Source organism: Paenibacillus harenae (genome assembly GCF_030812415.1).
GTDB lineage: Bacteria > Bacillota > Bacilli > Paenibacillales > Paenibacillaceae > Pristimantibacillus > Pristimantibacillus harenae_A.
In genome coordinates this window covers 84,169-107,815 of sequence record NZ_JAUSST010000007.1, presented here as the reverse complement: position 1 = coordinate 107,815, position 23,647 = coordinate 84,169, and the positions used below count along the sequence as shown (strand labels likewise).

General features: G+C 52.4%; 23 protein-coding genes. 16 read left to right on the top strand and 7 right to left on the bottom strand.

The features are described from left to right. Positions 1-97: 97 nt before the first annotated feature. On the bottom strand, positions 98-616 hold the full coding sequence (locus J2T14_RS24360; RefSeq protein WP_307205206.1) for a C40 family peptidase: 519 nt from the start codon (positions 614-616) through the stop codon (positions 98-100). A 344-nt stretch (positions 617-960) separates the two neighbouring features. Here J2T14_RS24360 and map point away from each other — a divergent pair, with 344 nt between their 5' ends. Next, entirely contained in the window at positions 961-1,704 is a 744-nt protein-coding gene (gene map, locus J2T14_RS24355) for a type I methionyl aminopeptidase (RefSeq protein WP_307475036.1), read from the top strand. 130 nt (positions 1,705-1,834) lie between these two features. Here the strand turns inward: map and J2T14_RS24350 are convergent, their stop codons facing one another. Continuing rightward, positions 1,835-3,631 (bottom strand): ABC transporter substrate-binding protein, encoded by a 1,797-nt coding sequence (locus J2T14_RS24350; protein ID WP_307475034.1) that lies wholly within the window; start codon positions 3,629-3,631, stop codon positions 1,835-1,837. A gap of 126 nt (positions 3,632-3,757) precedes the next feature. On the opposite strand from J2T14_RS24350, the gene J2T14_RS24345 reads away from it, so the two are divergent. Both J2T14_RS24345 and J2T14_RS24340 read left to right on the top strand, forming a co-directional pair. After that, positions 3,758-5,260: a DUF4153 domain-containing protein gene (locus J2T14_RS24345; RefSeq protein WP_307475032.1), complete on the top strand. Its 1,503-nt coding sequence runs from the start codon at positions 3,758-3,760 to the stop codon at positions 5,258-5,260. Between the two features lie 26 nt (positions 5,261-5,286). Beyond that, positions 5,287-6,165 carry a metallophosphoesterase gene (locus tag J2T14_RS24340; RefSeq protein ID WP_307475030.1) on the top strand — a complete coding sequence of 293 codons (879 nt, stop codon included), beginning with the start codon at positions 5,287-5,289 and terminating at the stop codon, positions 6,163-6,165. 124 nt (positions 6,166-6,289) lie between these two features. On the opposite strand, the gene J2T14_RS24335 is transcribed toward J2T14_RS24340, so the two are convergent. Then, a complete protein-coding gene (locus J2T14_RS24335; protein ID WP_307475028.1) occupies positions 6,290-7,339 on the bottom strand; it encodes a ParB/RepB/Spo0J family partition protein in 1,050 nt (349 codons plus the stop codon). Positions 7,340-7,434: 95 nt separating this feature from the next. Further along, positions 7,435-8,262 carry a hypothetical protein gene (locus tag J2T14_RS24330; RefSeq protein WP_307475026.1) on the bottom strand — a complete coding sequence of 276 codons (828 nt, stop codon included), beginning with the start codon at positions 8,260-8,262 and terminating at the stop codon, positions 7,435-7,437. A 280-nt stretch (positions 8,263-8,542) separates the two neighbouring features. On the opposite strand from J2T14_RS24330, the gene J2T14_RS24325 reads away from it, so the two are divergent. The 6 genes from J2T14_RS24325 (at position 8,543) to J2T14_RS24300 (ending at position 13,628) form a co-directional block, all read left to right on the top strand. Further along, the gene (locus J2T14_RS24325; RefSeq protein ID WP_307475024.1) at positions 8,543-9,451 is read left to right on the top strand and encodes an aldo/keto reductase; all 909 of its coding nucleotides are present in this window, start codon (positions 8,543-8,545) and stop codon (positions 9,449-9,451) included. A 237-nt stretch (positions 9,452-9,688) separates the two neighbouring features. Next, positions 9,689-10,435, top strand: coding sequence for an RNA polymerase sigma factor (locus tag J2T14_RS24320; protein ID WP_307475497.1), 747 nt, complete (start codon positions 9,689-9,691; stop codon positions 10,433-10,435). A gap of 29 nt (positions 10,436-10,464) precedes the next feature. Next, positions 10,465-11,463 carry a hypothetical protein gene (locus J2T14_RS24315; RefSeq protein ID WP_307475022.1) on the top strand — a complete coding sequence of 333 codons (999 nt, stop codon included), beginning with the start codon at positions 10,465-10,467 and terminating at the stop codon, positions 11,461-11,463. A gap of 19 nt (positions 11,464-11,482) precedes the next feature. Next, entirely contained in the window at positions 11,483-11,881 is a 399-nt protein-coding gene (locus J2T14_RS24310; RefSeq protein WP_307475020.1) for a VOC family protein, read from the top strand. A 139-nt stretch (positions 11,882-12,020) separates the two neighbouring features. Next, entirely contained in the window at positions 12,021-12,494 is a 474-nt protein-coding gene (locus J2T14_RS24305; protein ID WP_307205214.1) for an Rrf2 family transcriptional regulator, read from the top strand. A gap of 96 nt (positions 12,495-12,590) precedes the next feature. Next, on the top strand, positions 12,591-13,628 hold the full coding sequence (locus J2T14_RS24300) for an LLM class flavin-dependent oxidoreductase (RefSeq protein WP_307475018.1): 1,038 nt from the start codon (positions 12,591-12,593) through the stop codon (positions 13,626-13,628). 320 nt (positions 13,629-13,948) lie between these two features. Here J2T14_RS24300 and J2T14_RS24295 read toward each other — a convergent pair whose 3' ends face one another. Beyond that, entirely contained in the window at positions 13,949-14,578 is a 630-nt protein-coding gene (locus tag J2T14_RS24295; RefSeq protein WP_307475016.1) for a M15 family metallopeptidase, read from the bottom strand. A gap of 236 nt (positions 14,579-14,814) precedes the next feature. Between J2T14_RS24295 and J2T14_RS24290 the strand changes: the two genes are divergently transcribed. From J2T14_RS24290 to J2T14_RS24270, 5 genes are all read left to right on the top strand, one after another. Then, positions 14,815-15,240 (top strand): MarR family winged helix-turn-helix transcriptional regulator, encoded by a 426-nt coding sequence (locus J2T14_RS24290; protein WP_307205217.1) that lies wholly within the window; start codon positions 14,815-14,817, stop codon positions 15,238-15,240. A gap of 26 nt (positions 15,241-15,266) precedes the next feature. After that, the gene (locus J2T14_RS24285; RefSeq protein ID WP_307475014.1) at positions 15,267-16,241 is read left to right on the top strand and encodes a ring-cleaving dioxygenase; all 975 of its coding nucleotides are present in this window, start codon (positions 15,267-15,269) and stop codon (positions 16,239-16,241) included. A 46-nt stretch (positions 16,242-16,287) separates the two neighbouring features. Then, positions 16,288-16,902, top strand: coding sequence for an alpha/beta hydrolase (locus J2T14_RS24280; RefSeq protein WP_307205219.1), 615 nt, complete (start codon positions 16,288-16,290; stop codon positions 16,900-16,902). A gap of 164 nt (positions 16,903-17,066) precedes the next feature. Then, a complete protein-coding gene (locus J2T14_RS24275) occupies positions 17,067-17,525 on the top strand; it encodes a hypothetical protein (RefSeq protein ID WP_307475012.1) in 459 nt (152 codons plus the stop codon). Positions 17,526-17,622: 97 nt separating this feature from the next. Then, positions 17,623-19,110 carry an amidase family protein gene (locus J2T14_RS24270; RefSeq protein WP_307475494.1) on the top strand — a complete coding sequence of 496 codons (1,488 nt, stop codon included), beginning with the start codon at positions 17,623-17,625 and terminating at the stop codon, positions 19,108-19,110. Between the two features lie 17 nt (positions 19,111-19,127). Here the strand turns inward: J2T14_RS24270 and J2T14_RS24265 are convergent, their stop codons facing one another. Both J2T14_RS24265 and J2T14_RS24260 read right to left on the bottom strand, forming a co-directional pair. After that, a complete protein-coding gene (locus J2T14_RS24265) occupies positions 19,128-20,015 on the bottom strand; it encodes a DUF6999 family protein (protein ID WP_307475010.1) in 888 nt (295 codons plus the stop codon). Then, positions 20,012-21,877 carry a 3-oxoacyl-[acyl-carrier-protein] synthase III C-terminal domain-containing protein gene (locus J2T14_RS24260; RefSeq protein ID WP_307475008.1) on the bottom strand — a complete coding sequence of 622 codons (1,866 nt, stop codon included), beginning with the start codon at positions 21,875-21,877 and terminating at the stop codon, positions 20,012-20,014. The genes J2T14_RS24265 and J2T14_RS24260 overlap by 4 nt, the downstream gene beginning before the upstream one ends. Before the next feature lie 161 nt (positions 21,878-22,038). On the opposite strand from J2T14_RS24260, the gene J2T14_RS24255 reads away from it, so the two are divergent. Then, positions 22,039-22,584, top strand: a complete 546-nt coding sequence (locus J2T14_RS24255; protein ID WP_307475006.1) for an RNA polymerase sigma factor — start codon at positions 22,039-22,041, stop codon at positions 22,582-22,584. Further along, positions 22,532-23,620: a DUF4179 domain-containing protein gene (locus J2T14_RS24250; RefSeq protein WP_307475004.1), complete on the top strand. Its 1,089-nt coding sequence runs from the start codon at positions 22,532-22,534 to the stop codon at positions 23,618-23,620. Before J2T14_RS24255 ends, J2T14_RS24250 begins: the two co-directional genes overlap by 53 nt. The last annotated feature ends 27 nt before the right edge of the window (positions 23,621-23,647 follow it).

Here is a 23,647-nt window from a genome sequence, read left to right as displayed (position 1 = left end):
TAACGCAGGTTCTTTCCTTGCGCTTGATAGGGTATTATTATTTGTTCAGTCTATGCCGGTAAATAGATCGGGAATAATTGCGTTTTTTGGATAACGATTACTTAATAACGCGTCTTGCAACGATAAATCTTTCTTTGTAGTAGCTGCTATAGACGTTGGAGATGACAACGTCTTTGCTCACGCTTGCGTTGTGGATCATTTTGCCGTTGCCGATGTAGATGCCTACGTGGCCAACGTCGCTTTTGTTTTTCGAGCCGCCATTCCATGTGAAGATCAAATCGCCTTTCTCGAATTTGCCCCAAGCAACCCGTTGTCCAACTTTCGCTTGATCGTCGTCGTCTCTGTTAACGAGCTTTACGCCGACATTCGCCAGTCTGTATGCCAAGTATGTGAAGCCGGAGCAGTCCGTTTTGTATGGAGGCTTGCTCTCTTGACGCTGATTCCAGTGCACGTAATCCACTTTGTTTTTAAGGGAAATAGCCGTTTGGACAACCTTGTTTCGTTTTGCCTCAACGGATGCAGATGCTGCGAAGCTCACATCGTTCAACAATGCCGTAGCAGGGATGCTTACCGCCATCATGAGTACCGCAAGTTTTGTTTTGAAGCCTTGTTTCATAAGAGTATCGCTCCTCTTCAGTAGTGTCACTCGTATTATAAATTTAAAAATAAAGCGCAGAATACCCTGCAAAAATTGGCATAGTAAGCGCTATCATTCTGCTGACATAGCGCAAAGCGAGCACTGGCGCGGGTTTGCCGAGCAGGCGCAAAGATAGATGAGCTTGTATGAATATTTTTTTTCTTGTTATGGATCTTTCGATATGTTAGAATGGCGAATTTCGCTTGCCCTTGCCAAAAGGATGGCGTTAGCCGTCTCGCCTTCGGTAGAATGCAGCAGGAAACAGTGATAAAATGAGATAAGAAGGTAACGGAACGACAAGAGATGGGAGCGGCGGACGATATATGACTGTAGACTCACAGAAGGATATTGACGGACTTAAGGAAATCGGACGAATTGTTGCGATAACTTTAAATGAAAAGAAGCGGCAAACCGAAGCGGGAATAACGACGAGGGAGCTTGATGAGCTTGGCGGAAAGCTGCTCAAGAGCCATGGCGCTTTCTCAGCACCTAAGAAGGCGTTCCACTTTCCGGGACATACTTGCATCAGCGTTAACAATGAAGTGGCGCACGGTATTCCGGGCAGCCGTATAATAGAGCCGGGCGATCTGGTCAATATCGACGTATGCGCCGAGAAGGACGGATATGTGGCGGATACGGGCACGTCCTTCCAAGTAGCGCCGTATACCGAGGAGATTCAGCAGCTTTGCAGTTTTACGCATGAGACGATGATGAAGGTGATCTCCTCGCTGAGGCATGGGGTGAAGGTGAATCAGATCGGCAAAATGTTCGAGCAGCAGGCGAAGCTTGGTGGGTACCAGATCATCGGCGATCTATGCAGCCACGGCGTCGGCCGAGCGGTTCATGAATGGCCGCAAATATCGCCTCTCTATAATAAGAGGGATAAGCGTGTACTTCGCGAAGGGCTCGTTATAACAATAGAACCTTTTCTCTCCACGGGCGCGGACTACGTCGTGCAGCAAGCTGACGGCTGGACATTATGTACGCCGGACAAGAGCGTGGCAGCCCAGCACGAGCATACGATCATCATTACGAAGGAAGCTCCGATTATTTTGACGGTGGCATAGTTCATTGCAAATGAAGAAGAAGCTGCCCTTATGGCGCAAGGGCCTAGGCAGCTTCTTTTTTATTTTCCGGCCTGAAGTTACTGCCAAAATCCAACATAGCTCTAAACATGCGATCAGCCGGCAGCACACATTAAGTAAACCAAATGTCGCGAAAGCGAACCCAACCGAGCGATTCGAGCGAGATGCCGCGAACGGACGGGTGAAACGCCGTCTTTAGATGTTTCCGGTATAGAAAAATGAGGCTGTGCGCGCGCTTTAGCTCTTCCTCGATCTGTAGAAACAGCGCCTTCCGCTGTTGCGGATCAGCCTCGGATAGAATAGATTGAAGCTGGTCGCCAAGAGCCCTGTATATAGCGGGCAGCATATGCTGCTGCATGCTTTTGTACAGATCAACGAGACGGAGCTCCCGGTGCTCGTCTAACATGATGGCGAACAAAAGGAAGTCGGCTTCCAACCTCGACTTTCCTTTGAACTCTTCGGCGGCAATGAGCCTTATTTCAATGGCGACCCCTGCCGCTGCGCATACCTGCTTGATCAGCGCGGCATCGGATTCATACTGCGGAATCGTTGCCAGCACAAGCTTTTCGCCATTATAACCAGCCTCGGCGAGCAGTACGCGTATTTCGGCTACAGATGTCGGATCGCTTTGTTTCATTCCGTCGGGTGTTGCCGATTCTTGGTGAAGCCAAAAGCTGATCCCTTCCTCGATGACATCGCCGGAGAGCAGCTCGAGCAATCGCTCCCGATTAATGGCAAGGTCGATCGCTTCGCGGATGGAAGGGTTCGCAAGCGGGCCATGCTTCAGTTCGTTGACCGTTATGAACTTGCAGGTCATGCCCGACTGGCGAACCTGCTGCCATTGCTCGCTCGCCGTTTCGCTCATCCGTACGTTGTGCATGAGCTGGAAACTCGCAAGCTCGGGCGCCATTAAACGATCCTCGACCTCCTCCAGCGTCCATATCTCGACCCGATCGAGAAACGCCCTGCCTTGGAAATAAGGGGCGAATGCCTCCAGCACCCATACGCCTTGTTCATGACCGGCCAGCTTGAAAGGCCCGGTACCGACGGGATTTTCGAGGAATTGCCCGGTCTCGGCATCGCATGCGTCTTGCGGCACGATTGAAGCTCTATTCGTAGCGAGAAACGATAAGAAAACCTCGTTTCGTTCGGCAAGCCGGATGCGAATCGTCGTATCGTCCGGCGTCTCCATCGATGCAATTCCGGCATATACCCAGCCGTGGAGGCCGCTTGGCGCGAGCTCGCGCAGCCGCTCCAGCGAGTACTTCACGTCGGACGATGACAGCTCGCGTCCGTTATGGAAGAGAACGCCCTTGCGCAAGTAGAATGTCCACAATGTTCGGCTCTCATCGACTTCCCAAGCATGCGCAAGATGGGGCAGAATCGACTCGCCCTTCGCATCCATGCGGACAAGTCCATCGAAGAGCTGATTGACCAGATGGGATTCGCCCGTGTAATGGATAGCGGCGGGGTCAAGGGAATGGATCGTCTGCGGGAGCGGGAAGCGAAGGATATCGGTACGCCGATTGCCCTGCACCTCGGAGTGAAAACCGAACTGACCGGCAAGCCATTGCTGGAACCGGACTTGTACGCTGGCGGATTGCTGCGCCGATTGCACGATCGCAAGCGCGCCTTGCAGATCTTGTTTATGAACGAGCTCTTGCGCCTCTTGAAGCATTAAGGCGTCCGCTCCGGCTATGAACGTAAGCAGCGATCGGTTGCCCCGGCCGCGCTTCGGTTGCCATTGCAGCCACTCTTCCTGCTGCATCCGCTGCAGCAGCATAACCATATTGCGATGCGTGCATGCCAGCAGCTCGGCAAGCTCCTGTGTCGTCGCTTCTACCGATGCCCCCTCCTGCACATGGGCGTATGCGCGTCTCAACGTTAAGTAATGTCGGCGTATTTTCAACAGCGAAACACTCCCGTTCTATAAAATATGAAATTTCCAGTTTTGAATTTGCACTTTTTGTTCTTGTTTTCTAGGTTACAATAAAAGGAGCTTCATCACAAATCGGGTAAAGTAGAGGTGTAAGACATGAGAGATCCGGCGCCATGGCAGAAGAAATACGATACAATGGTCGTACTTGCATGTGTTTTCGGACTTCTGAGTCAATATTTGTTCGTAGAAGCGAGGGCAGGCCTATCGGTGCTCTTGTTCGTAAGCGCCTTCTATGGACTGTTTTTCTACGCGGTGAAAGGCCGAATCGGCGGCTTCGAGAAGTGGCGGGGGCAATTCAGCTCGGCGTGGACGCTATTTGTGCCGATAGGCTTACTGACGTTGACCTATTCCTTGTTCGCGAATGACGTATTCCGGGTATTGAACGGATTTGTGCTATTCGCTCTTATTATTTCGCAGACGGTGCTGCTGACGAAGAGCAGCGCGCTTCCATGGTATCGGGGCAGATTTTATAGGGAGCTGCTGTTCTTGAGCATCATTAAACCTTTCTCTTATGTGACCGTGCCGTTCAGCTTGATCGGCAGCCGGCTAAAGGATAATGAGCGGGGCGACGCGAAGCATGCCGCGGTCAAAAAAGCGATTATCGGCTTGCTGCTAGCTGCACCGCTGCTGATCGTCGTTATTACGTTATTGGCATCGGCGGATTCGATCTTCCAGTCGTGGCTGAACAAAATTCCAGAGCTGTTCCGGCTAAGGACGGCAGGCGACTTATTCGGACGCGGACTGTACGGCGGCGTTATCGCGCTGTACGCTTTCTGTTATATATGGGTACTGCTGTTCCGCAAGACGAACGTCGAGTCGAAGGATCCAACATTGAGCCCGAGCCCGGGACCAGCCTCCGTTCGGGAGCGAATGATGCTTGACCCCGTTACGGCAGGCACATTCCTTATCAGCATCAACGCGGTATACTTATTGTTTGTGAGCATCCAATTTTCGTATTTGTTCGGTGCTGCGGGCGGTATGCTCCCGGATGGTTCGGCTTACGCCGAATATGCGCGCAGAGGCTTCGTAGAGCTTGTTCTGGTATCGGTAATTAATGTGTGCCTGCTTCTCGTGGGACTTCATCGCATACGTAGGGCGGGCCGCGGTGGGGAGCTCGTACGCAAGCTTTCCTTGACGTCGCTTATCTTCTGTACTCTCGTCATGCTCATTTCCGCATACAGCCGCCTCTCCTTATATGAAGAAGCTTACGGCTATACGCAGACGAGACTGCTCGTTCACGGCTTCATGATCTACTTGACGGTGCTGTGCGTCGTTGCTGTTATCCGTATTTGGAAAGAGCGATTCTCACTGGCCAAAGTCTATATCGGCGTGTCAATCGCGGCATATGCGTTGATGAACTATATAAATATCGACGCAAGAATTGCGGACAAAAACATAGAACGATTCGAACAGACCGGCATCATCGACATTGCCTATTTAAGCACGCTTTCCTTGGATGCAGCGCCGGCGATGTATAAGCTGGAGAAGAAGCATCCGGAGCTGGACGGCATAGGCGATTCCGTAGCCGATTGGAGGAGTGAGGCAAGCTCGTATCGCGAGTGGCAGTCTTGGAGCCTGGCGATACAGCGCGCTAAATAATGAAATAACAGAAGGGAAGTTTGATCATGCGCCTTGCAAGATTACGAATGACGAAGAAGAGAGGGTTAATCGTGGTTATTGTTATCATAGCCTTAGCTATTTCTTTCTTTTATTTCGAAAATAACGCGATTACGACATCGACGTTGCGTATGCAATCGGATAAGCTGCCGAGCGGCTTCGATCGATACCGTATCGTGCAGCTATCGGACTTGCACAGCAAAATGTTCGGCGATAACCAGAGGCGATTAGTACGCAAGGTGAGCAAGCTTAAGCCTGATCTCATTGTGGTGACCGGCGACTTAGTGGACGCGAGGCGGTACAACGCAGAGAACAGCTTAACCGCCATGCGCGAGATGCTGAAGCTCGCGCCCGTTTATTTCGTGACCGGCAACCATGAACGGCGTTCGGGACGCTATGACCAGCTCGAGGAGGGGCTGATTGAGCTCGGCGTTCATGTGATGCGAAATGCAGGCGAAACCATTAAGCTGGGAGATGGAAGCTTCCGCTTAATCGGCATAGATGATCCGGCGTTCTACGGATATATGGGGAGTCAAGGCGCTGACGAGAGAATACGGAAAGCACTGGATTCAATCGATGAAGAGGCAAACAACAAGAAGGAGGGATCCTTCACGGTTCTGCTATCCCACAGGCCTGAGCTGTTTGACGTTTACACCTATAACCATATCGATCTGACCTTTTCCGGTCACGCGCATGGCGGACAGATCAGGCTGCCATTCCTCGGCGGATTGATTGCTCCGAATCAAGGTTATTTTCCGCGTTACGACGCGGGTAAGTTCGAGGTCGGATCATCAACGATGGTCGTTAGCCGCGGGTTAGGGAACAGCCTCTTTCCGCTAAGAGTTTTCAACCGCCCCGAGGTCATTATGGTCGAACTGACCCGATAGGCAAAAAAAGAGCCCCGCAGCAACGGGCTGCGGGGCTTAAAGTGTTTCTATATTTCAAAAGGGGGTTGAAACCTATTATAGCCGCCTATTATTAAAGAGGGATGAAAGAAATATTTCAATACGATTACAAATTATTGCTAATGCCCGATGCCTGATCTTCGCTGGCCGCCGATATAAGCTGCTTCACGGCGTTCCATTCGGCGAGATGCTTCTCCAGCGTATCGATAAGCTGGTCGAGCATATGCTCGAAGCCCAGCTGATCCGCAGCCTCAATATTTTGTACGGAGGCGAGCAACGAGCTGCTGAGCGGGCTGTGGCTCGGGATAGACGAAATAAGTTTGTACAGCTTTGCTTCGATTGGAGCAGCGGCGGCAGTCTGCGTCGTACTCTCTGCTGCCGGCAGTTCGGCGGCCGGAGCTGCTGCAGCGGGAGCAACCTTCGGTTCGGCAGGTTTGGCGCGCTCCGCTTTGTTCTGCTCATGAGTCGCCCAAGTCTCGAGCAGGCCGCTGCCTGTCTTGAACAGAAGCTTCGCTTTCGTGCTTTCCGAGATCGCCTTGTCCTTGAACAGCTTGGCGATCTTCTTCACGTCGCTGACAGGGAGCTCGTCCCGCGCCGCGATGAGCGCGAGCGGATCGCGATGCTCCATCGGCAAGTCCTTAAGAGGAAGCAGTTGGTCCTCGGTCAGCTTGTCTTTCCGAATCTCCGTTCCGCTCACGATCAGCTTCTTGACGGCGTTGCTGAACTTCAGCAGCTCGCACTTGTTCTTAATATACGATTCCGGCTTGCCGAGCTTACCGGACAAATATTTGGTCGAGCTGCGGAACTTCGGATCGTTCAGAAGCTTATTGAACGCTTCCGCCTCCTCGATCGGGGAGAAGCCCTCGCGCGTCAAGTTTTCCGCGATTTGCTCCAAATAAATTTCCATCTCGTCGGTCACGGTGGATACGATACACGGCATAGAAGGCAGCCCAAGCATCTTGCAAGCCTTGTATCTTCTATTGCCGTAGATGATTTTGTAACGGCCGTCGCCGGTCGTTCTTACTTTAATGGGAGACAGCAGCCCGATCTCCCCGATGCTCTTCATAAGCTCCTGCAACGCTTCATCGTCGAATTGGTATCTCGGTTGATCCTTATCTTCGTCAATCAAATCCGTAGTTATTTGGATAATGTCCATATCATTTCTCCTATCGTTCGGTTAGCATAACCTACTTAAGCGTCCGATGGGGACAATCGTATTATAACCTACAGATCGATATCTGGAAAATAAACTCACGCGATTTGCTTGCCTGTCGCCGTGATGATCGCCGTTATCTGCCCCTCGAAGCTATATATTTTCGCTTTCTGCTCGTTGATCTGCTTCGAATAAGCGAGCAACTTCGATAGCGAGCCGAGCGTCCGCTTCGAATCGCCTTTCTTAAGCGCATCCTTTACGATTCTCGCCTCCGCGTCGAACAGCTTCTTGGTGCTGCTGTTCGTAGCTTTGGCCGTCTTAATCTTCGATTCGTAGGATTCGATTCCCTCCAAAGTCTTCTTATACGCAGCGATCTTCTTGGCAGCGGCCGTTTTCGCTGCCTTGTAAGCGGCGTCCTTGCCGCGAATATCGTCGCGTGCAATGGCAACGGCTATCTTGAGGCTGTCCACTTGCGGCTTCAGCAGCGCGACAGCCGTCTTGCTGTCGATGGACTTCGCCAATCTCAGCTGGCTGTTCATTTTATCGTAAAGCTCGAATAAGTCGGCGTATTTCTCGCGCGTTTTGTCCGCTTCGCTTTTCAGCTTCGCGAGCTTGGCGGCGTCGACCTGCTTGATTTTTTCCCGCACGGCAGTCTCGGCTGTCGTGTTGCGGCTATGCAGCCCGCTTATGAACGTGTCCCATGAAACCTCTTGTTTCTGCGATGCGAGCAGATCGGCATATTGCTGCTTAAGCTTAGCCGCTGTCGTCTTGTCGGCGCTCGCGGTCATTTTGTCAAATGCGGTTTTGTACGTTACGGTGAGCTCGAACGGGGCGGCGTGTACCGCAGGTACTGCTGTTCCAGCCGCAATGATGACGGCAAGCAGCATCGAGGCAAGCAGAATCGGCCATCTTGGATTCATAATCATGATTCACAACCTCCTTGGATTTTTGACCCGCTGTAACAAAACGCAAAAAAAAAAGCACCGGCAAGAAAGAGCGCTAGCGCGCCTTCTCTTACGGGTGCTTCCATCGTAAGCGGGTCGTTATTTGGTTGATTTCCATCAATATACAGGACGGGCAGGAGATCCGTCAAGTGAAATTGAAATGGATATGAAGACGCAAACCGTCTAAAATTAAGCTCTAACGTTTTGTATATACGGGATGTAATTATGGCTTCTATAGAGAGCCAATGAAGGAGGAATTTCGGTGAGAAAAAATCGGTTGGGAAGCTCGGACCTGTTCGTCAGCGAGATCGGACTCGGCTGCATGTCGCTCGGAACGGACAAGCAAGCGGCAATCTCGCTTATCGTAGAGGCGCTGGAGGGCGGCGTTAATTTCTTCGATACGGCCGACCTGTACGATGACGGTTTGAATGAAACGATCGTAGGCGAAGCCATTCGCGGCAAGCGGAAGGACGTCGTGCTGGCGACGAAGGTTGGCAATCGGCGCGTGCCGGGACAGGAGGGATGGGTGTGGGATCCGTCCAAGGCGTATATCAAGGATGCGGTGAAAAAGAGTTTAAGCAGGCTGCAAACCGACTATATCGATCTGTATCAGCTGCATGGCGGAACGTTGGACGATCCGATCGACGAAACGATCGAGGCGTTCGAGGAGCTGAAGCAGGAAGGTCTGATTCGCCACTATGGCATATCTTCGATCCGTCCGAATGTCATCCGCGAGTATGCGCAGCGCTCGAATATCGTTAGCGTGATGAGCCAGTACAGCATTCTGGACAGACGTCCCGAGGAGGAAGTGCTGCCGCTGCTTGCCGAGAAGGGAATTAGTCTGATCGCCAGAGGCCCGGTCGCGAAGGGCATATTGACCGGTAATGGAGCCGCCAAGGCCGACAAAGGTTATTTGGATTACGGCAAGGAAGAGGCGCTGCAGGTTCGGGAGCAGCTTCAGGAGCTTGATTTGCAAGGGCGCAGCCTGTCGCAAACGGCGATTCGTTATGCGCTGTCGCCGCCTGCGGTCGCTATAGCCATACCGGGCGCGAGCTCATCTGCGCAACTGAGACTCAATATCGAGGCTGGCGGAGCACAGCCGCTGACGGGAGCCGAGCTTGGAGCAATTCGTATCATTGCGCGCGCCAATCGTTACGAGCAGCACCGCTAGTAGGTAGAAATGCGGAATAATAAGACAAATCTCATTGGTTACGAACGCAGGTTCATGGGCAAAGAGGTTTGTCTTTTTTTGTATTTACAGAACAAGTGTTCTGGGTTAATATGAGCTTGTGGTTATCAATTCCAATAATGACATTTGGCCGAGATAGGCTTTGAAAATAATTTTTTTCCGATGACAGGTTTGACTCGCATTCGGCATCTGTTAGGCAGGAGGGGTGAATCCAGATTGATGATTGAGATTGCAGGCTTAGGGCAAGCGTCTGCCGAGACGCAAGAGCAGGAGCTGGTTGAGCGCGCGAGAGCCGGAGAGAATGAGGCGTTCGGCGAGCTTGTTCGCCGTCATCGGGCGAAGGCGCTTGGCTTGGCAGGAACGCTGACGAAGGATGCCTACATGGCGGAGGACATCGTCCAGGAAGCGCTTATACGGGCGTTTTTGCATTTGGGGACGCTTACAGATGCGAACCGATTCATGCCGTGGCTGCATCACATCATTCGTAACCAAGCATATATGAAGCTTAGGCGAGGCGGGCCGTATGCGAAGGAGAAACCGTTTATCGGATTCATGAGTCAATCGGGCATGTCCGAGCGTGGCTTAAATGATGGGGCGATGGATTGGAGCGACATCGATTGCATTCTGTTTCACTTTGCCAGCCATGCCGAGGAGGAGGTGCAGAGAGGCCATAATCCCGAGCACCATATGATGCGGCAAGAGACGCTGCAAGGCATTCATCGTCTTATTCACTGCTTGAGCAAGCGCGAGAGAAGCATATTCGAGGCAAGATTCTTCGGCGAACTGCCCCCTTCGGAGATTGCCGAATTGTTCGACATGACGACCGCTAACGTTTACAACCTACTGTCCCGTTCACGAGCCAAGCTGCAGAAGGAACGTATTCGCCATTCCATCAGCCTGCACGTGCAGCGCAGATCTGCACTAGGAATGCCAAGACGGAAGCTGCTTGCTCCTCATATATTATGAAAGGCTCATAGAACAGAGAAGGAAGAAGGATGACAATGGAGAAGGACTGGGCGAAGACATGGACTTCCGCTGCAAGCGCGATCCATGGAGCTGTCAGCTATACCGATAAGAAGCATTTGACGTTATCCGATGTCATGGGATATACGGGCCATGCTTTCCGAATGAACATCGATAGGGATACGATGCATATCGCGGCCCCGACCTCTTTTCCCGGGGGATACATACTGCGGCGAAACTTGTGCAATCTCGGCTTTACGAGCTGCTTGGCCGATCCGATGGCGCCGCTCACCCCGGATAAGGTGGAGAGGACGATCGCGCTCGTCCAGCAATCGATTGACCGAGGCGTGCCTGCGATCGCCTTTGATCTGTTCATTCCCGAGTTCGGCTTGATCTACGGCTATGACGACGATCAGCAGTTGTTTTACGCGAAGGATGTATCCAAGGACGGAACGATCTCCTATTCAGAGTTCGCCGACCCGAAGATTGACTTGCTGTTCGTGACGACGATTAGCGAGAGCTTGCCGCATTCCAAATACGAAATGCTTAGAATGGCGCTCGATATGATTGTTCAGCATGCAAGGGGCCGAGAGTGGATGCATATATTCGAAGGCAAATTCGTGCAGGGGCTTGCCGGATACGACGCTTGGATATCCGTACTCGAGCGGCGGAGCGCGGATGGTTATGGTCATGCCTATAACACGGAAGTTATCGCAGACGCACGGGAGCATGCGGCCCGGTTTTTGCAGGACATGGCGTTTCGCTGGGACAGCGGCAACGTGGTGGAGCGGAATGTACGCAAGCATGCGGGTGAAGCAGCTCTCTGTTATAGTACCGTCGCGGAGGCGCTAGGCGAGTTGAGGGAGCTGTTTCCTTTTCCCGAGGGAGGAATTCCGAATGATGGGGAGACGGCGGATAAGGCTATCGCATTATTGAAGCAGGCACAAGAAGCGGAGACGCGAGGCGTCGAGATATTGGAGCGCCTGCTTCATTTTATGAAAGAATATCATTCGGAGACTTGGGTGAACTGATTAGGAGGAGAGACTTGTTATGATTAAACGGATCGAATGCGCGTACGTCCCGGTATCGGATGTGGAGAGATCGGCAAGGTGGTATGTAGAGGTACTCGGTATGGGGCTCCGCTCAGAGGTAGAACCAGGCAAAGGGGCGATTATGATAATGGGCGATGGCGGATGGTTGTTCCTCCTCCCTAGTCCGGACATGACTCCGCTGACGTTTCCAACGACAGGCTGGACGGTGGATGGCGACCATTTCGAGATGTTCCCGATCTGCTTCGAGACGGATGATATTCAGAAGCTGTATAAATCTTTGCTCCAAGCAGGTTTGTGGCTAGAGGCCGAGGTGCGCGATGAAGGGAGCTGCGGACATCAGCTTACTTTCAAGGACCCGGACGGGAACAAATTTCAGGTGTGGCAGCAGCCGGAGTAATATGTAGCGGCAAGGGGGCGTCAATTACCGCTGCAGGAATTCATGTGATTGGCGGCCCTGGCTAACAGTTCAAAAATATTTGACTTCATTAACTGTATGAAATAGAATTACAGTATCCTTCATAGGAGGCGTTGCATCGATGAATAGTGAATTTACAGTCGCTGTTCACAGCCTTGTGCTGCTGGCTTACTTGCCTGAGCATATGGCGAGCAGCGAGACGATTGCGCGGAATGTATCGACGAATCCGACCCGTATTCGCAAAATTATGGGCATCTTGCGCAAGCATGGATATGTAAGCACGAAGGAAGGCGTCGGCGGAGGCTATATTCTGAATTGCGAGCCGCAACGGGTCACTCTTGCGGAAGTATACAAAGCATTCGGCGGTGGCACGCTTAAGCCCCACTGGTGCTCCGGTAATCCGGACGAGGAATGTCTCGTGTCCGCCAATATTGAAGGCGTGATGGATCATTTCTTCCACGAAGCGGAGCAGTATTACGTGTCGTATTTGGAACAAAATACGATTCATTCCGTTCTTGATCGAATCCGGCTTTGTCAGCAGAATCAGAAGAAGATATCGCAGCAGTCGCACCAAGTGCAACTGGAGCAGACATAACCGTATTCGGTTATCGTCTACTCCTAACTATAATGTATTTTTATTTCATACAGTTAATGGAATGGCATCAACCACTACAATAAAGCAGGTGAAAGCATGTCCGAAATTGATGAACAAGCTCAAGCTCAAGTTCAAGTTCAAGGAAAATCCATCCCGCTGTCCGTATTGGACGTCTCTCCGATTATAGAAGGGGGTACGGTAGCGGAGTCTCTTCATAATACGCTGGACCTTGCCCGTCATGCGGAACAGTGGGGCTATAACCGCTATTGGCTTGCCGAGCATCACAATTCGCCGAGTATCGCAAGTTCGGCAACCTCAGTCGTGATCGGCCATGTAGCGGCTGGAACGTCGAAGATACGCGTAGGGGCGGGCGGCATTATGCTGCCTAACCATGCTCCTCTAGTCATCGCCGAGCAATTCGGTACCCTTGAGGCTTTATTTCCCGGGCGCATCGATCTTGGCCTTGGCAGAGCGCCGGGTACCGATCAACTGACGGCGGCTGCGCTACGCGGAGGCCGTCGCGGCAACGGTCTTGACTTCCCCGACCAACTTGAGGAACTGCGGGCCTTCCTGGAGCCGGAAGGTTCTGAGCTTAATCGGGGCGTAAGAGCCATTCCTGGCGAAGGCCAGAATATACCGATCTGGCTGCTCGGCTCCAGCGACTTCAGTGCGAATCTTGCCGGACAGCTCGGTCTGCCGTTCGCTTTCGCCGGACATTTCTCCCCGGCCTTCACGGTTCCGGCGATGAACCTGTACCGCAGCAGCTTCCAGCCTTCAGACGTGCTTGAGAAGCCGCATGGCATGGTGGCGGTTAACGTAATCGCCGCCGATACGGACGAGGAAGCGATTCGTCTCTCGACGTCCATGCAGCAGCTGTTCCTGTCCTTCATCCGCAATCGTCCAGGTCCGCTTAAGCCGCCCGTCGACAATATGGATGAGGTATGGAGCGAGCAAGAAAAAGCAGCTATCCAGCAGCAGCTTGGATCATCCATAGTCGGAAGTCCCGATACGGTTAAGCAGAAGCTCCAGGCGTTCATTGAAGCGACTGGTGCGGATGAGATTATGATAGCAGCGCATATTTATGATCATCAAGCCAGACTGCGATCTTATGAGTTAGTGTCAAGCTTGATCTAATAGAAAGGAAAGGAGCTGTTCCCCGGGGATATGGGAAGCAGCTCCTTTCTTATGTCTTATGGGTTCGATTGATGACGCTGAGAGCACATAGGTTCTTACAGCATCAAAGCCGCATAAGCAGCGAGCGTGAAAGAGCAAAATACGCGCTTACAGAGCAAAGTGAACGCGTAGTAGGCGGAGTACTGGTGCTGTAAGAGCACATAGGTCCTTACAGCGCCAAAGCCGCATGAGCGGCGAGTGTGAAAAAGCAAATACGCGCTAACAAAGCAAAGTGACCATGTCCGAGGCGGATGCTTGGCTCAATGGAGCGTATTGTTGTATTATTCCATAGGCGGCCGCTTGCCCCGCAGCAGTTCCCGGATGGAATAACCGAAGTCCATTTGAAGATGCGGATAATCCTTGAAGCCTTCCCAATCTCCTCCCCATGAGAAGCCAAGCTTCTTCGCTATCGCTACGACCTCCAACCAGTCGGCTTTACTATTCCCGTTTCCATCGTATTTCATATCCCATACGACTTCGCCATCCTTCGTTCGAAGCGCGAAGTCGATCGCAAGGCCATAATTATGGTAGGAATGTCCGCCGCGAACCTGCGTTACGACGGGACCGTCCGTCGATCTGCCTTGTTCATACAGTCCGTTCTGTTCCTCGGTGGATCGGAAGCCGTCCGTAATCAGGATCGTGATGCCGGCTTCGGAAGTTTGCGCGATTAGTTCTTGCTGCTTGGCCGCTACTATCGGATGCAATTCCGTAACGGGAGGCACATTTATTTCTGGCGAGAAAGGCAGCTCTGAGCCCGATCGCTCAAACAGCTTCCATGCTGTGGCTGCAACAAGGAAGGCAATAATGAAAATAAGCGCCTGATTGCGTCTGCGCCTGCTTGAGGACTTCCGGTTGACCGGAAGCGGCGGCTGCGGCAAGCTGCCGGGCGTATAGGAAGTACGTTCGATCATCGTTGTTCTCCTTCAGTGTAAGCAAGAAATATCGGAAATATAGGCATTATAAGTATGCCGCTTAAGTCGGATAAGCTATCCGCTTATATTACCATACGAGCCTAAACTCCGCCCTAGTCTTAAGTCTAAAGTAAGAAATGCGTATGAAAAGTTAAACTGTTGACATTTTATCAGTTTAGATCTAAACTGACTACATGAAGAAGAAACGAGGTGATAAGTTGGAGCCAAACGACACAATGTCTGATTACAGCAAGCAAGACGAACGATTAGGCTTGTTGATCTGGTACCGCTTGTCCCGGGTATACGGCCGCAACGTTCGCGAGACGCAGCAGCATTTGAAAAAATGGGATTTGACGGTTGCCCAGTTCGATGTGATCGCGCAGATCGGCGAGCAAGGAAAGTTGACGCAGCAACAGCTTGCGGATAAGCTCTTTGTCACCAAGGGAAATATTACGCAGCTTCTGGCGAAGCTGGAGGAGCAAGGGCTTATAACTCGCGAGCAGCAATGGAAGATCAAGCTGGTATCGCTGACTAACAAAGGTAAGGCATTATACGCTCAAGTCGTTCCTAAGCAAGAAACGTTTCAAGTCTCGCAATTCGATGCGTTGAGCCGGGATGAGAAGAAACAGCTCGTTCGACTGCTAAGAAAAATTCAGAAGTAATCAAAACCATTTTGGGAGGTCATCACATGCAATTAAAAGGTATCCATCACGTATCCGCGATTACCGGCAAAGGGTCCGCTAACTTCGATTTTTATACAAGAATATTGGGTCTTCGCCTTGTGAAAAAAACCGTCAACCAGGACGACACATCGGTGTACCACTTGTTCTACGGAGACGAGAAGGGCAACCCGGGTACGGAACTGACGTTCTTCGAATTTCCTGGCGCACCGCAGAACCGCGAGGGCTTGAGCAGCATCTCTACAACATCCCTACGGGTGCCAAGCGATGCGGCGTTGACGTATTGGAAAGAGCGGTTCGCCGAATTCGGCGTCGAGCATGACGACATAATCGAACGCGCCGGACGGCAGACGATTGCCTTCCGCGACTTCGAACGGCAGCGCCTCGTGCTCGTATCCGACGAGAGCAACGTTGGCGTCGCAGCGGGCATTCCGTGGGCAAAAAGCCCCGTTCCCGCACCCTATGGCATTACGGGTCTTGGTCCCGTTCAATTGACAGTCCATAATGCGGAACAGACCGCTCTTGTACTGACACAGCTTATGGGCTTCCGCCAAAAAGGCCAATATGCTTCGACGATCGCAGGCCAGAAGGATATTGCCGTCTATGAGACAGGAGAAGGCGGCAGCGGCGCGGAGATCCACATCGAAGAGCGGAACGATCTGCCTCGCGAGGTGCAAGGCGTCGGCGGCGTCCATCACGTTGCGTTCCGCGTCGATAACGACGATGAGCTGCGCGAATGGATTGAACATATCCGCGGCGTACGAATTCCGAATTCGGGCTTCGTGGACCGGTTCTACTTCCGTTCGCTTTACTTCCGTGAGCCAAACGGCATCTTGTTCGAGCTGGCGACCGATGGACCGGGCTTCGATACGGACGAGGATATTCACCACCTTGGCGAGTCGCTCTCTTTGCCTCCATTCCTGGAAGGCAGAAGAGCACAGATTGAAGCAGGCTTGCAGCCGTTGAGCACGCCGATTAAATAACGTTTATCCGATTCGGTTATTGAGAAAATAGAAAGGTGTGAGGAGTATGAAACATATTTTCGAGCAAGGCGACAATCCGAAAGCGCCGACATTGCTGCTGCTTCATGGAACGGGGGGGAGCGAACAGGATTTGCTCGGCATCGGGCGGATGATCTCTCCCGGTTCATCGCTGCTGGGCGTTAAGGGCAATGTATCCGAGAACGGCCATGCGCGGTTCTTCCGCCGACTGGCGGAAGGCATCTTCGACGAGGAAGACTTGATCTTCCGCACGGAGGAGCTGAAGACTTTTGTGGACGAGAGCGCGGAGCAGTACAAGTTCGACCGAAACAACGTAATCGCTGTCGGCTATTCGAATGGCGCGAACATTGCGGGCAGCCTGCTTTTCCACTACGAGAATGTTCTGAATGGCGCGATTTTATTCCATCCCATGGTGCCGCGAAGAGGCATAACACTGCCCAATCTGGGCGGAACTGCGGTCTTCATCGGCGCCGGTGACAACGATCCGATCTGCCCGCCGAACGAGACGACGGACTTGAGTGCCTTACTTGAAGGCGCATCGGCTGACGTAACGCTGCACTGGGAAAGCTACGGTCATCAGTTAACGCGGGGCGAAGTGCTGGAAGCGGTTAAGTGGTTCAATACGAACTATGTCTTTAATTAACTAAATAGCGTGCGCTAAGCAGGTAGCCCGATGTTGACGGAGAGCATCGGGTTATTTGCCGTCTGAAAGGGCGGTTCTACAAAAGATAGAACTGCTGCCTTCTGCTCTTAGGGTTTATGCTGAGCGTATAAGAGTAGCTTCGTAACCTTGAGAGGAGAATGAATATGTTTCAGACATGGAACTGGAAACAGGCAACTCCCTATGCAGCTTCGAAGCTGATAGGCTCAGGGGTGCTGTATCTGGCAACTATTCTTATTCTTGACGGATTCCGCCACGTCGGTCATTGGCCGGAGACGGCCAAAGTTCCGCACTATTGGATTTTTTACTACGGCTATGCACCGCTATTTTCTATCCTCGTCGATTATCTGACGCGCAAGACGAACCCGGAAGATCACATTTTCATCAAGATCCCACTCTATCTGGTTGGTGGCACTTTGCCATTCGTAGTGCTGTTGGGCGGATTTCACTTATTCTCGATGGTGGCCAGTCTGATTGGAATAGCGTGTGCCAGTATCTATTACGGCGTCTCGAGCTGCGCTTATCGCTTTAATCGGCTATGGCCGTTTTCCAGCGTTATCTCGGTTGTTATGACGGTCTTTCTCGCCGTATTGGTTCTCTTGTGAGTAAAGTTTATTTTGAATCGAAATTTATCTTTCCTTTCGTACATTCTATTTTCTATGATTATGAAAGTAGAGTCGGGAGAGGATGCTTCTTATGAACATGATTGCTGAGTTGGAACAATGGATTGTCGAAGCGGATATCGGGAGCATGCAGCTTGCTATGGATAACGGATGGCTAAGCTCGGAGCAGCTGACGCAAACCTATATGAATCGGATACAAAAGTATGACGGCAAGCTGAGGTCGGTGCTTGAATTGAATCCGGACGCGCTGGATATTGCCAGAGAGCTGGACGAAGAGCGAGGCAAGAAAGGGAGCAGAGGCCGGTTGCATGGCATTCCGATTCTGCTAAAGGATAATATCGCAACGAAGGACCGGATGCATACAAGCGCAGGAGCATTGGCGCTGGCCAATTCCTTTGCCGCTGCGGATGCGCCGTTAGCCGGGCAATTGCGACTCGCTGGCGCTGTCTTATTGGGCAAAACGAATATGACCGAATGGGCGAACTTCATGGCTAGCGGCATGTGGTCGGGCTATAGCGCAAGAGGAGGACAAACGCTCAATCCGTACGGTGCGGTCGATCTATTCGTTGGCGGCTCAAGCTCCGGTTCGGCGGCTGCCGTGGCGGCCAATCTGGCAGCGGCAGCTATCGGGACGGAGACGGACAGCTCGATCATCGAGCCTGCGAGCCAGAACATGGTCGTCGGCATCAAGCCGACGGTTGGACTTCATAGCCGTACAGGCATCATACCCATCTCGCACAGACAAGACACGGCAGGTCCGATTGCGCGTACGGTGACGGATGCCGCGATTTTGCTAGGTGCATTAACGGCAATCGATACGGGGGACAAGGCGATGCTCAAGGGCGATCGAACGCCGATCCGGGATTATACGCCGTATTTGGATGCGACGTACTTGAAGCAGGCGCGTATCGGCGTTCCCCGTTTCTACTATCGCCTTCTTGATGAAGAAAGACTGGCGATTATGGAACAGGCCATTGCACAGTTGAAGCATCAGGGCGCGACGATTATTGACAACGTGATGCTGCCATGCCAGAACGCAGAGTGGGATCACAATCTGCTCGCAATCGAATTCAAGCAGGGCGTGAATGATTATTTGTCGACGTTGCCAGTCACCTCGGATGTGTCCGTACGCAATTTGCAGGATGTGATCACCTTTAACAACAACCATGCGGCAGACGCATTGAAATACGGTCAGGATGTCTTGGAATGGTCGGAATCGATGACCTTATCGGTAGACGATCCCGCGTATCTGGCAAGCGCGGCGCGTACAGAGGAGCTTGCTCGCGAGCGAGGAATCGACTATGCGCTGAAGGAACATCAGCTGGATGCGCTGCTGCTCCCGGCGATGCATGACGAGCAGGATCCTGCTGCCAAAGCGGGTTATCCGCTTATTACCGTTCCTGCGGGCTGGTCCGAGAACGGCTGCAGTCATCCGAACGGCTTCTCGACGAGAGGGCCTTTCGGCATTGCATTCGCGGGAACGGCATATAGCGAGCCGACGTTAATCCGGCTCGCCTATGGATTCGAGCAAGCGACGAAACGCCGCTTCCCGCCCGATCTTGATTAACGGTGCCTTGCAAAGCATCAGACAGGCAGTCCCTGCTCCTGCTTATTCTTCAGCTCGACGAGCAGCGCGTGCAGCTGCTCCGTCGCAAGCCCATGCAGCACGAGCCGGAAGCCGGCTCTGAGCGTCGTAAGCGGCACCATAGGATGCTTGTTGTTAATGAGCGCGAGCCGATCGTTGCTGCCGATGATTTTCGAAGCGAGAATGCCGATCGTTTCATCCAACTGCAGGGAATTGGTAGCCCGCCAGAAGTCGTTATCGGTCAGAAACAGCTGGTACACGGGCGTGAAGCATTCAATCGCCGTCGTCAAATCCACGAAGTTGGTCCACCGCTTCGGCATCGGCCCGATCGGAAGCGGAATCGACGAGATAGCGGCGAAGTTAAGCCGTTCTTGCTTCGTTACCTCCAGCTTGTTTTCCCGCAGCTCCTTATTCAGGTTGATGACGAAGTTGTATAAGTTCAAGTCATGAATGAGGAACAGATCGTCCTTCACCGGCTCCAGATTCGTTGGCTTTAGCGGGTTCATTGTTATGTTCACGCCCGGCACATTATCGCGAATGAACTGCAACACCTCCGATCCGAGATAGAAGTGGCGGAGGATCATATAGTTGGCACTCGGACTGACGAACGTCTTCATGCCCCAGTACAGTACCCGGTGCAGCAAGCGGGAGGAGGTGAGCGCCTTCGGTACAATGATCTTGTAGATTTGCAGTAAAATAATCATGAGACGGGCAAGCGGACGAAGCAGCGGAAGCAGAAACTGCCGCGATCGGCTGGAGCAGTCTTTCAAATAAGCGGCCTTCGCTTCTTCATTGAACGGAATGCTTTGATCGAGATAAATCGCCAGAAAAGGATTCGGGTCGTTCCGGTCATGCGCCATATTGCGAAAATAGTCGGCCTCGCTCATACGTTGTTCAGCTCCTCTAATTGCAGCAAATAGAGCCGGGCTGTCGTCTTCGCCGTCTTGACGATGCGAGCGGCAATGTCCGCCGTCAGCAGCGGATGCTGCACGACCGTTTCCAGCCGTTCAAAGTGAAGCTCGTCGGAATCGCTATGATAGAGCAAGAAAGACACCTGCTCGTCGTCCAGCCCCAGCTGGTCGCGGATCATCTCGCCCCAATATCGCGCCATCCGGCAGCCGAGTCCTTCGATAATCCACATGGCGCCGATCAGATCGACAGGATTGTCGCGGCTCGCTCGCTGGAACAGGTAGGCAGACAGCGCCTCGCTGCCGATATTTTTGTCCCCTGCTTGAATAGCCGCCAAGTCCCCGCCCACAGCTACGTAATTGCGCTCCAGAATTTGAAAATCGCGGTGCTCATCGCGCGCATGGGCAATAAACGCCGAACGCAGATCGATATGCTCGATCGGAATGTAAGAAGCTGCGCGCGCGATCCATTGCGACCCGTCGATAACTTGCTGGCGAATATTTTCCATAAGCGATTTGTAATCGTTCATTGTGAACTTGCCATGATACAGCTTATGGATGACGGGAACACGGGCCAGCTTCTGCTCGAAGTCGATCCATACGCGCACGAGCTGGCGAACGAGCTGCGCCTGCACATCATTTGAACTGTCGTACTTAAGCTGCGGCGCTTCGGGCGCCCGCTCCTCGAACACAGCCGGACTTGAAGCGTCCGTGGTCCCTACGACTGTCAGCAGCATATACGACGTTTGGAACCGGCCGCTCTCCGGCACCATGCATAGCACACGCTCGCCTGGAGAAAGCTTGCCGCTGCCAAGGAGCTCCTCCAGCATAATGTAGATCGATGCCGCCCCCGTATTGCCTCTCGTGTATAGATTCGTGTACCATTTCTCCTCTGGAATCGTTAAACCGCCAAGCTGCAGCAGCCGGAATATTTCATCACGGAAAAAATGCGAGGAATAGTGACACACCATCCAGTCGATAGCGGAAGGATCAACCGCGCCTTCCTCCACAAGCTCGAAAAACCGGTCAACGCCGACCTTCGGCATTTCGTTCACGAGCCGAATGTCCTGCTTCAGATTGACCGCACCGTCGTCGGCTGCTTCATGTATCGAACGATAATCAAGCCAGCTTGCATGATCCTTGTCATCCTTGTTAAACCCTGCGTACATGCACACGTCATAGTTGTTCGCATACGACTTGTTGTCGATCCACTCGATACGAAGCGACAGGCCGCTCGCGGCAGGCGTATTCTGCAAGACGGCCGCACCCGCGCCGTCCGACAGCATGAAGCGGAGGAAGTCGGTATCGAACGGCACGGCACTGTCCCGATAAGCCTGCTGCGCTTCGAACCGCGTATGCTTGAAGACGCGGCTAGGAAACTCGCTGGCACAGGATATGGCTATGCGGCTCTCGCCGGACAGTACTTGCAGATAGGCGTTCTTCATCGCCTGCATGCCGCTGGCGCAAACGCCGTGATGCGTCGCGATTTCCATGACGGGCAAGCCGGTCTCGGCATGAACCATGCTCGCGAAGCCGGGAACGAGCAGGTCGCCTTGCGTCGTGCCGACGGCAAGGAAGTCGATGTCGCTCTCGAGTGCGTTCGGGTTGCGATCGAGCGCATCGCGAATGGCTAGAGCCGCCATCCCGGCATTGCTGTACAAGCTTCGTTGCTGCTTATCGATGGCATAATGGCGGTAGCGGATTTTATTTTGTTCGAGGATTCGCCGCATGGACTTGGAGCTCTTGCCGTTAATTCGGCCGAGATAGTCTTCAATCTCCTCGTTGCCGACAGGCTCTCCCGGCAGAAACTTTCCCATGCTCGTCACATAGACGTGATTCATCCTGTACACCTCCTGAAGGATATGTTATATATCCCATAATCGCTGACGGGGCTTGCAACGGATAGTTCCAACTTTTTATGGTACTGGTGCGTTATCCTGAATTTTGATGAAACCATTTCCGTTCTCGTGTGTCATTGTATTAGAAAGAGGGTGAGAGACAGTTGGAAATCGATAAGCAATTAAAAGAATGGATGGAGCTTTATTACGATCGGCTCTGCTATGTAGCTTATTCGTATGTGCGGGACCGGAGCAGAGCGGAGGATGCCGTGCAGGAGGCATTCGTAAATGCGTATCTCAAAGTACGGCAATTGAAGGATAAGGATCGCCCTTATCCGTGGCTCGTTCGAATTGTCATTAATCAATGTCTGAACACGATTCGGAATCATAAACGCGAGAAGCTGGCCGGGCATGTTCCCGAGAGGAGCATCGCCAGTACCGAGGACGTGTATATGGAGCGCAGCAGAGATAGGGAAGTATATGCGGGCATTATGAGTTTGGAGGCCAAATTTCGGATGCCGATTATTTTGTATTATTTTGAGGACATGTCGGTCAAAGAAATGGCTTATGCTCTTGGAATCGGAGAGGGAGCGGCGAAGACGCGACTGGCAAGAGGACGGAAACAATTAGAGAATTTATTAAGAAGAGGTGATAGCGATGAATGTGGAGAGTCGTATTCGTCAGGCAAAACCGGCCTATCTCCGCGCTAATAGCGATCAAGCGGCAGAGGCTGTATGGGATAAACTGCAGCAGCGGGAGACCGCCCTGGTTCAAAAGAGAAGCCGCATAAGCAGAGTCAGTATCGCTGTTGCAGCCGCGGCGGCGGTCATCATCTGCCTCATAGGTTCAGGCTTCGTGTCGCCAATAATGGCGAGCGCGCTTAAACAGTTGCCGCTTATCGGCGGGTTGTTCGGTCAGGCAGGCGATGCAGGGCTGCAGACGGTGGCTGAGCAAGGAATGATCCAGAATGTGAATACAAGCGTAACCCATAACGGGGTGACGTTCACGATCTCGGACATGATGTATGACGGCACTCGTATTTCCATGGTGCTGACGAGAGAAACGAGTGACGGCAACAACCCGCCGCTTAAGAAGTGGGTGGACAAATCAACGGATACGTATATCGCTGCCTTGAAAAAAGGCGAAACGCCAAGCGATGTCATCGAGGTTCGCGCGAATGGCGAGAAGCTGGCGGTTTCGCGTCATCTGGCTTCTGATATTATGCATCACAATTCTTCCATTCTGACGATACAGCCGGATGTGGGCGTAACGGGTTCGTCGTCGTTCGATCTGCCGGAGCAATTCGAATTCGAGGTAAAAATTCAGGATGCGACCATTAACCAGGAGTTCAAGCTGGGCTTCCCGGTTACGAAGACGACGAATCAATATATCGTGCTTGCTTCCGAGAAAGCGAAGTCGCATGGCGATTATGATATGAGCATTAGCAAGCTGGAAATGACCGAAGCGACCATGCAGATGGAGGTTCGATTAGACTTCAAGGCGGGCCAAGAGATGGAGGCAATCGGCGATCATCTGGGCTATGATGTTCTGAATGAGCGTGGAGAGCTTGCGACGCTGCTGGGGGGCAGCTCGGCTGAAGGAACGGACGAGAAATCGTATGTGAATGTGCTGCTGTTTGAGCCGTTCAAGGAATTGCCGAAGACGCTTTTCGTTAAGCCTTACGTGCAGGAGAACAAAGAGAAGGTGTACATCAAGGAGCTTGAATTCACACTATCTGTGCAATAAAATAACGGCAGCCATCAGGGCTGCCGT

What these genes read in the sequence shown, in the direction of transcription:
- J2T14_RS24280 (WP_307205219.1), top strand. Translation starts at nt 16,288, where the DNA reads ATGAAACATATTTTCGAGCAAGGCGACAATCCGAAAGCGCCGACATTG.
- J2T14_RS24335 (WP_307475028.1), bottom strand. Translation starts at nt 7,339, where the DNA reads ATGGACATTATCCAAATAACTACGGATTTGATTGACGAAGATAAGGAT.
- J2T14_RS24330 (WP_307475026.1), bottom strand. Translation starts at nt 8,262, where the DNA reads ATGATTATGAATCCAAGATGGCCGATTCTGCTTGCCTCGATGCTGCTT.
- J2T14_RS24250 (WP_307475004.1), top strand. Translation starts at nt 22,532, where the DNA reads ATGAATGTGGAGAGTCGTATTCGTCAGGCAAAACCGGCCTATCTCCGC.
- J2T14_RS24360 (WP_307205206.1), bottom strand. Translation starts at nt 616, where the DNA reads ATGAAACAAGGCTTCAAAACAAAACTTGCGGTACTCATGATGGCGGTA.
- J2T14_RS24345 (WP_307475032.1), top strand. Translation starts at nt 3,758, where the DNA reads ATGAGAGATCCGGCGCCATGGCAGAAGAAATACGATACAATGGTCGTA.
- J2T14_RS24260 (WP_307475008.1), bottom strand. Translation starts at nt 21,877, where the DNA reads ATGAATCACGTCTATGTGACGAGCATGGGAAAGTTTCTGCCGGGAGAG.
- J2T14_RS24275 (WP_307475012.1), top strand. Translation starts at nt 17,067, where the DNA reads ATGTTTCAGACATGGAACTGGAAACAGGCAACTCCCTATGCAGCTTCG.
- J2T14_RS24265 (WP_307475010.1), bottom strand. Translation starts at nt 20,015, where the DNA reads ATGAGCGAGGCCGACTATTTTCGCAATATGGCGCATGACCGGAACGAC.
- J2T14_RS24270 (WP_307475494.1), top strand. Translation starts at nt 17,623, where the DNA reads ATGATTGCTGAGTTGGAACAATGGATTGTCGAAGCGGATATCGGGAGC.
- J2T14_RS24285 (WP_307475014.1), top strand. Translation starts at nt 15,267, where the DNA reads ATGCAATTAAAAGGTATCCATCACGTATCCGCGATTACCGGCAAAGGG.
- J2T14_RS24320 (WP_307475497.1), top strand. Translation starts at nt 9,689, where the DNA reads ATGATTGAGATTGCAGGCTTAGGGCAAGCGTCTGCCGAGACGCAAGAG.
- J2T14_RS24340 (WP_307475030.1), top strand. Translation starts at nt 5,287, where the DNA reads ATGCGCCTTGCAAGATTACGAATGACGAAGAAGAGAGGGTTAATCGTG.
- map (WP_307475036.1), top strand. Translation starts at nt 961, where the DNA reads ATGACTGTAGACTCACAGAAGGATATTGACGGACTTAAGGAAATCGGA.
- J2T14_RS24310 (WP_307475020.1), top strand. Translation starts at nt 11,483, where the DNA reads ATGATTAAACGGATCGAATGCGCGTACGTCCCGGTATCGGATGTGGAG.
- J2T14_RS24295 (WP_307475016.1), bottom strand. Translation starts at nt 14,578, where the DNA reads ATGATCGAACGTACTTCCTATACGCCCGGCAGCTTGCCGCAGCCGCCG.
- J2T14_RS24305 (WP_307205214.1), top strand. Translation starts at nt 12,021, where the DNA reads ATGAATAGTGAATTTACAGTCGCTGTTCACAGCCTTGTGCTGCTGGCT.
- J2T14_RS24315 (WP_307475022.1), top strand. Translation starts at nt 10,465, where the DNA reads ATGACAATGGAGAAGGACTGGGCGAAGACATGGACTTCCGCTGCAAGC.
- J2T14_RS24300 (WP_307475018.1), top strand. Translation starts at nt 12,591, where the DNA reads ATGTCCGAAATTGATGAACAAGCTCAAGCTCAAGTTCAAGTTCAAGGA.
- J2T14_RS24290 (WP_307205217.1), top strand. Translation starts at nt 14,815, where the DNA reads ATGTCTGATTACAGCAAGCAAGACGAACGATTAGGCTTGTTGATCTGG.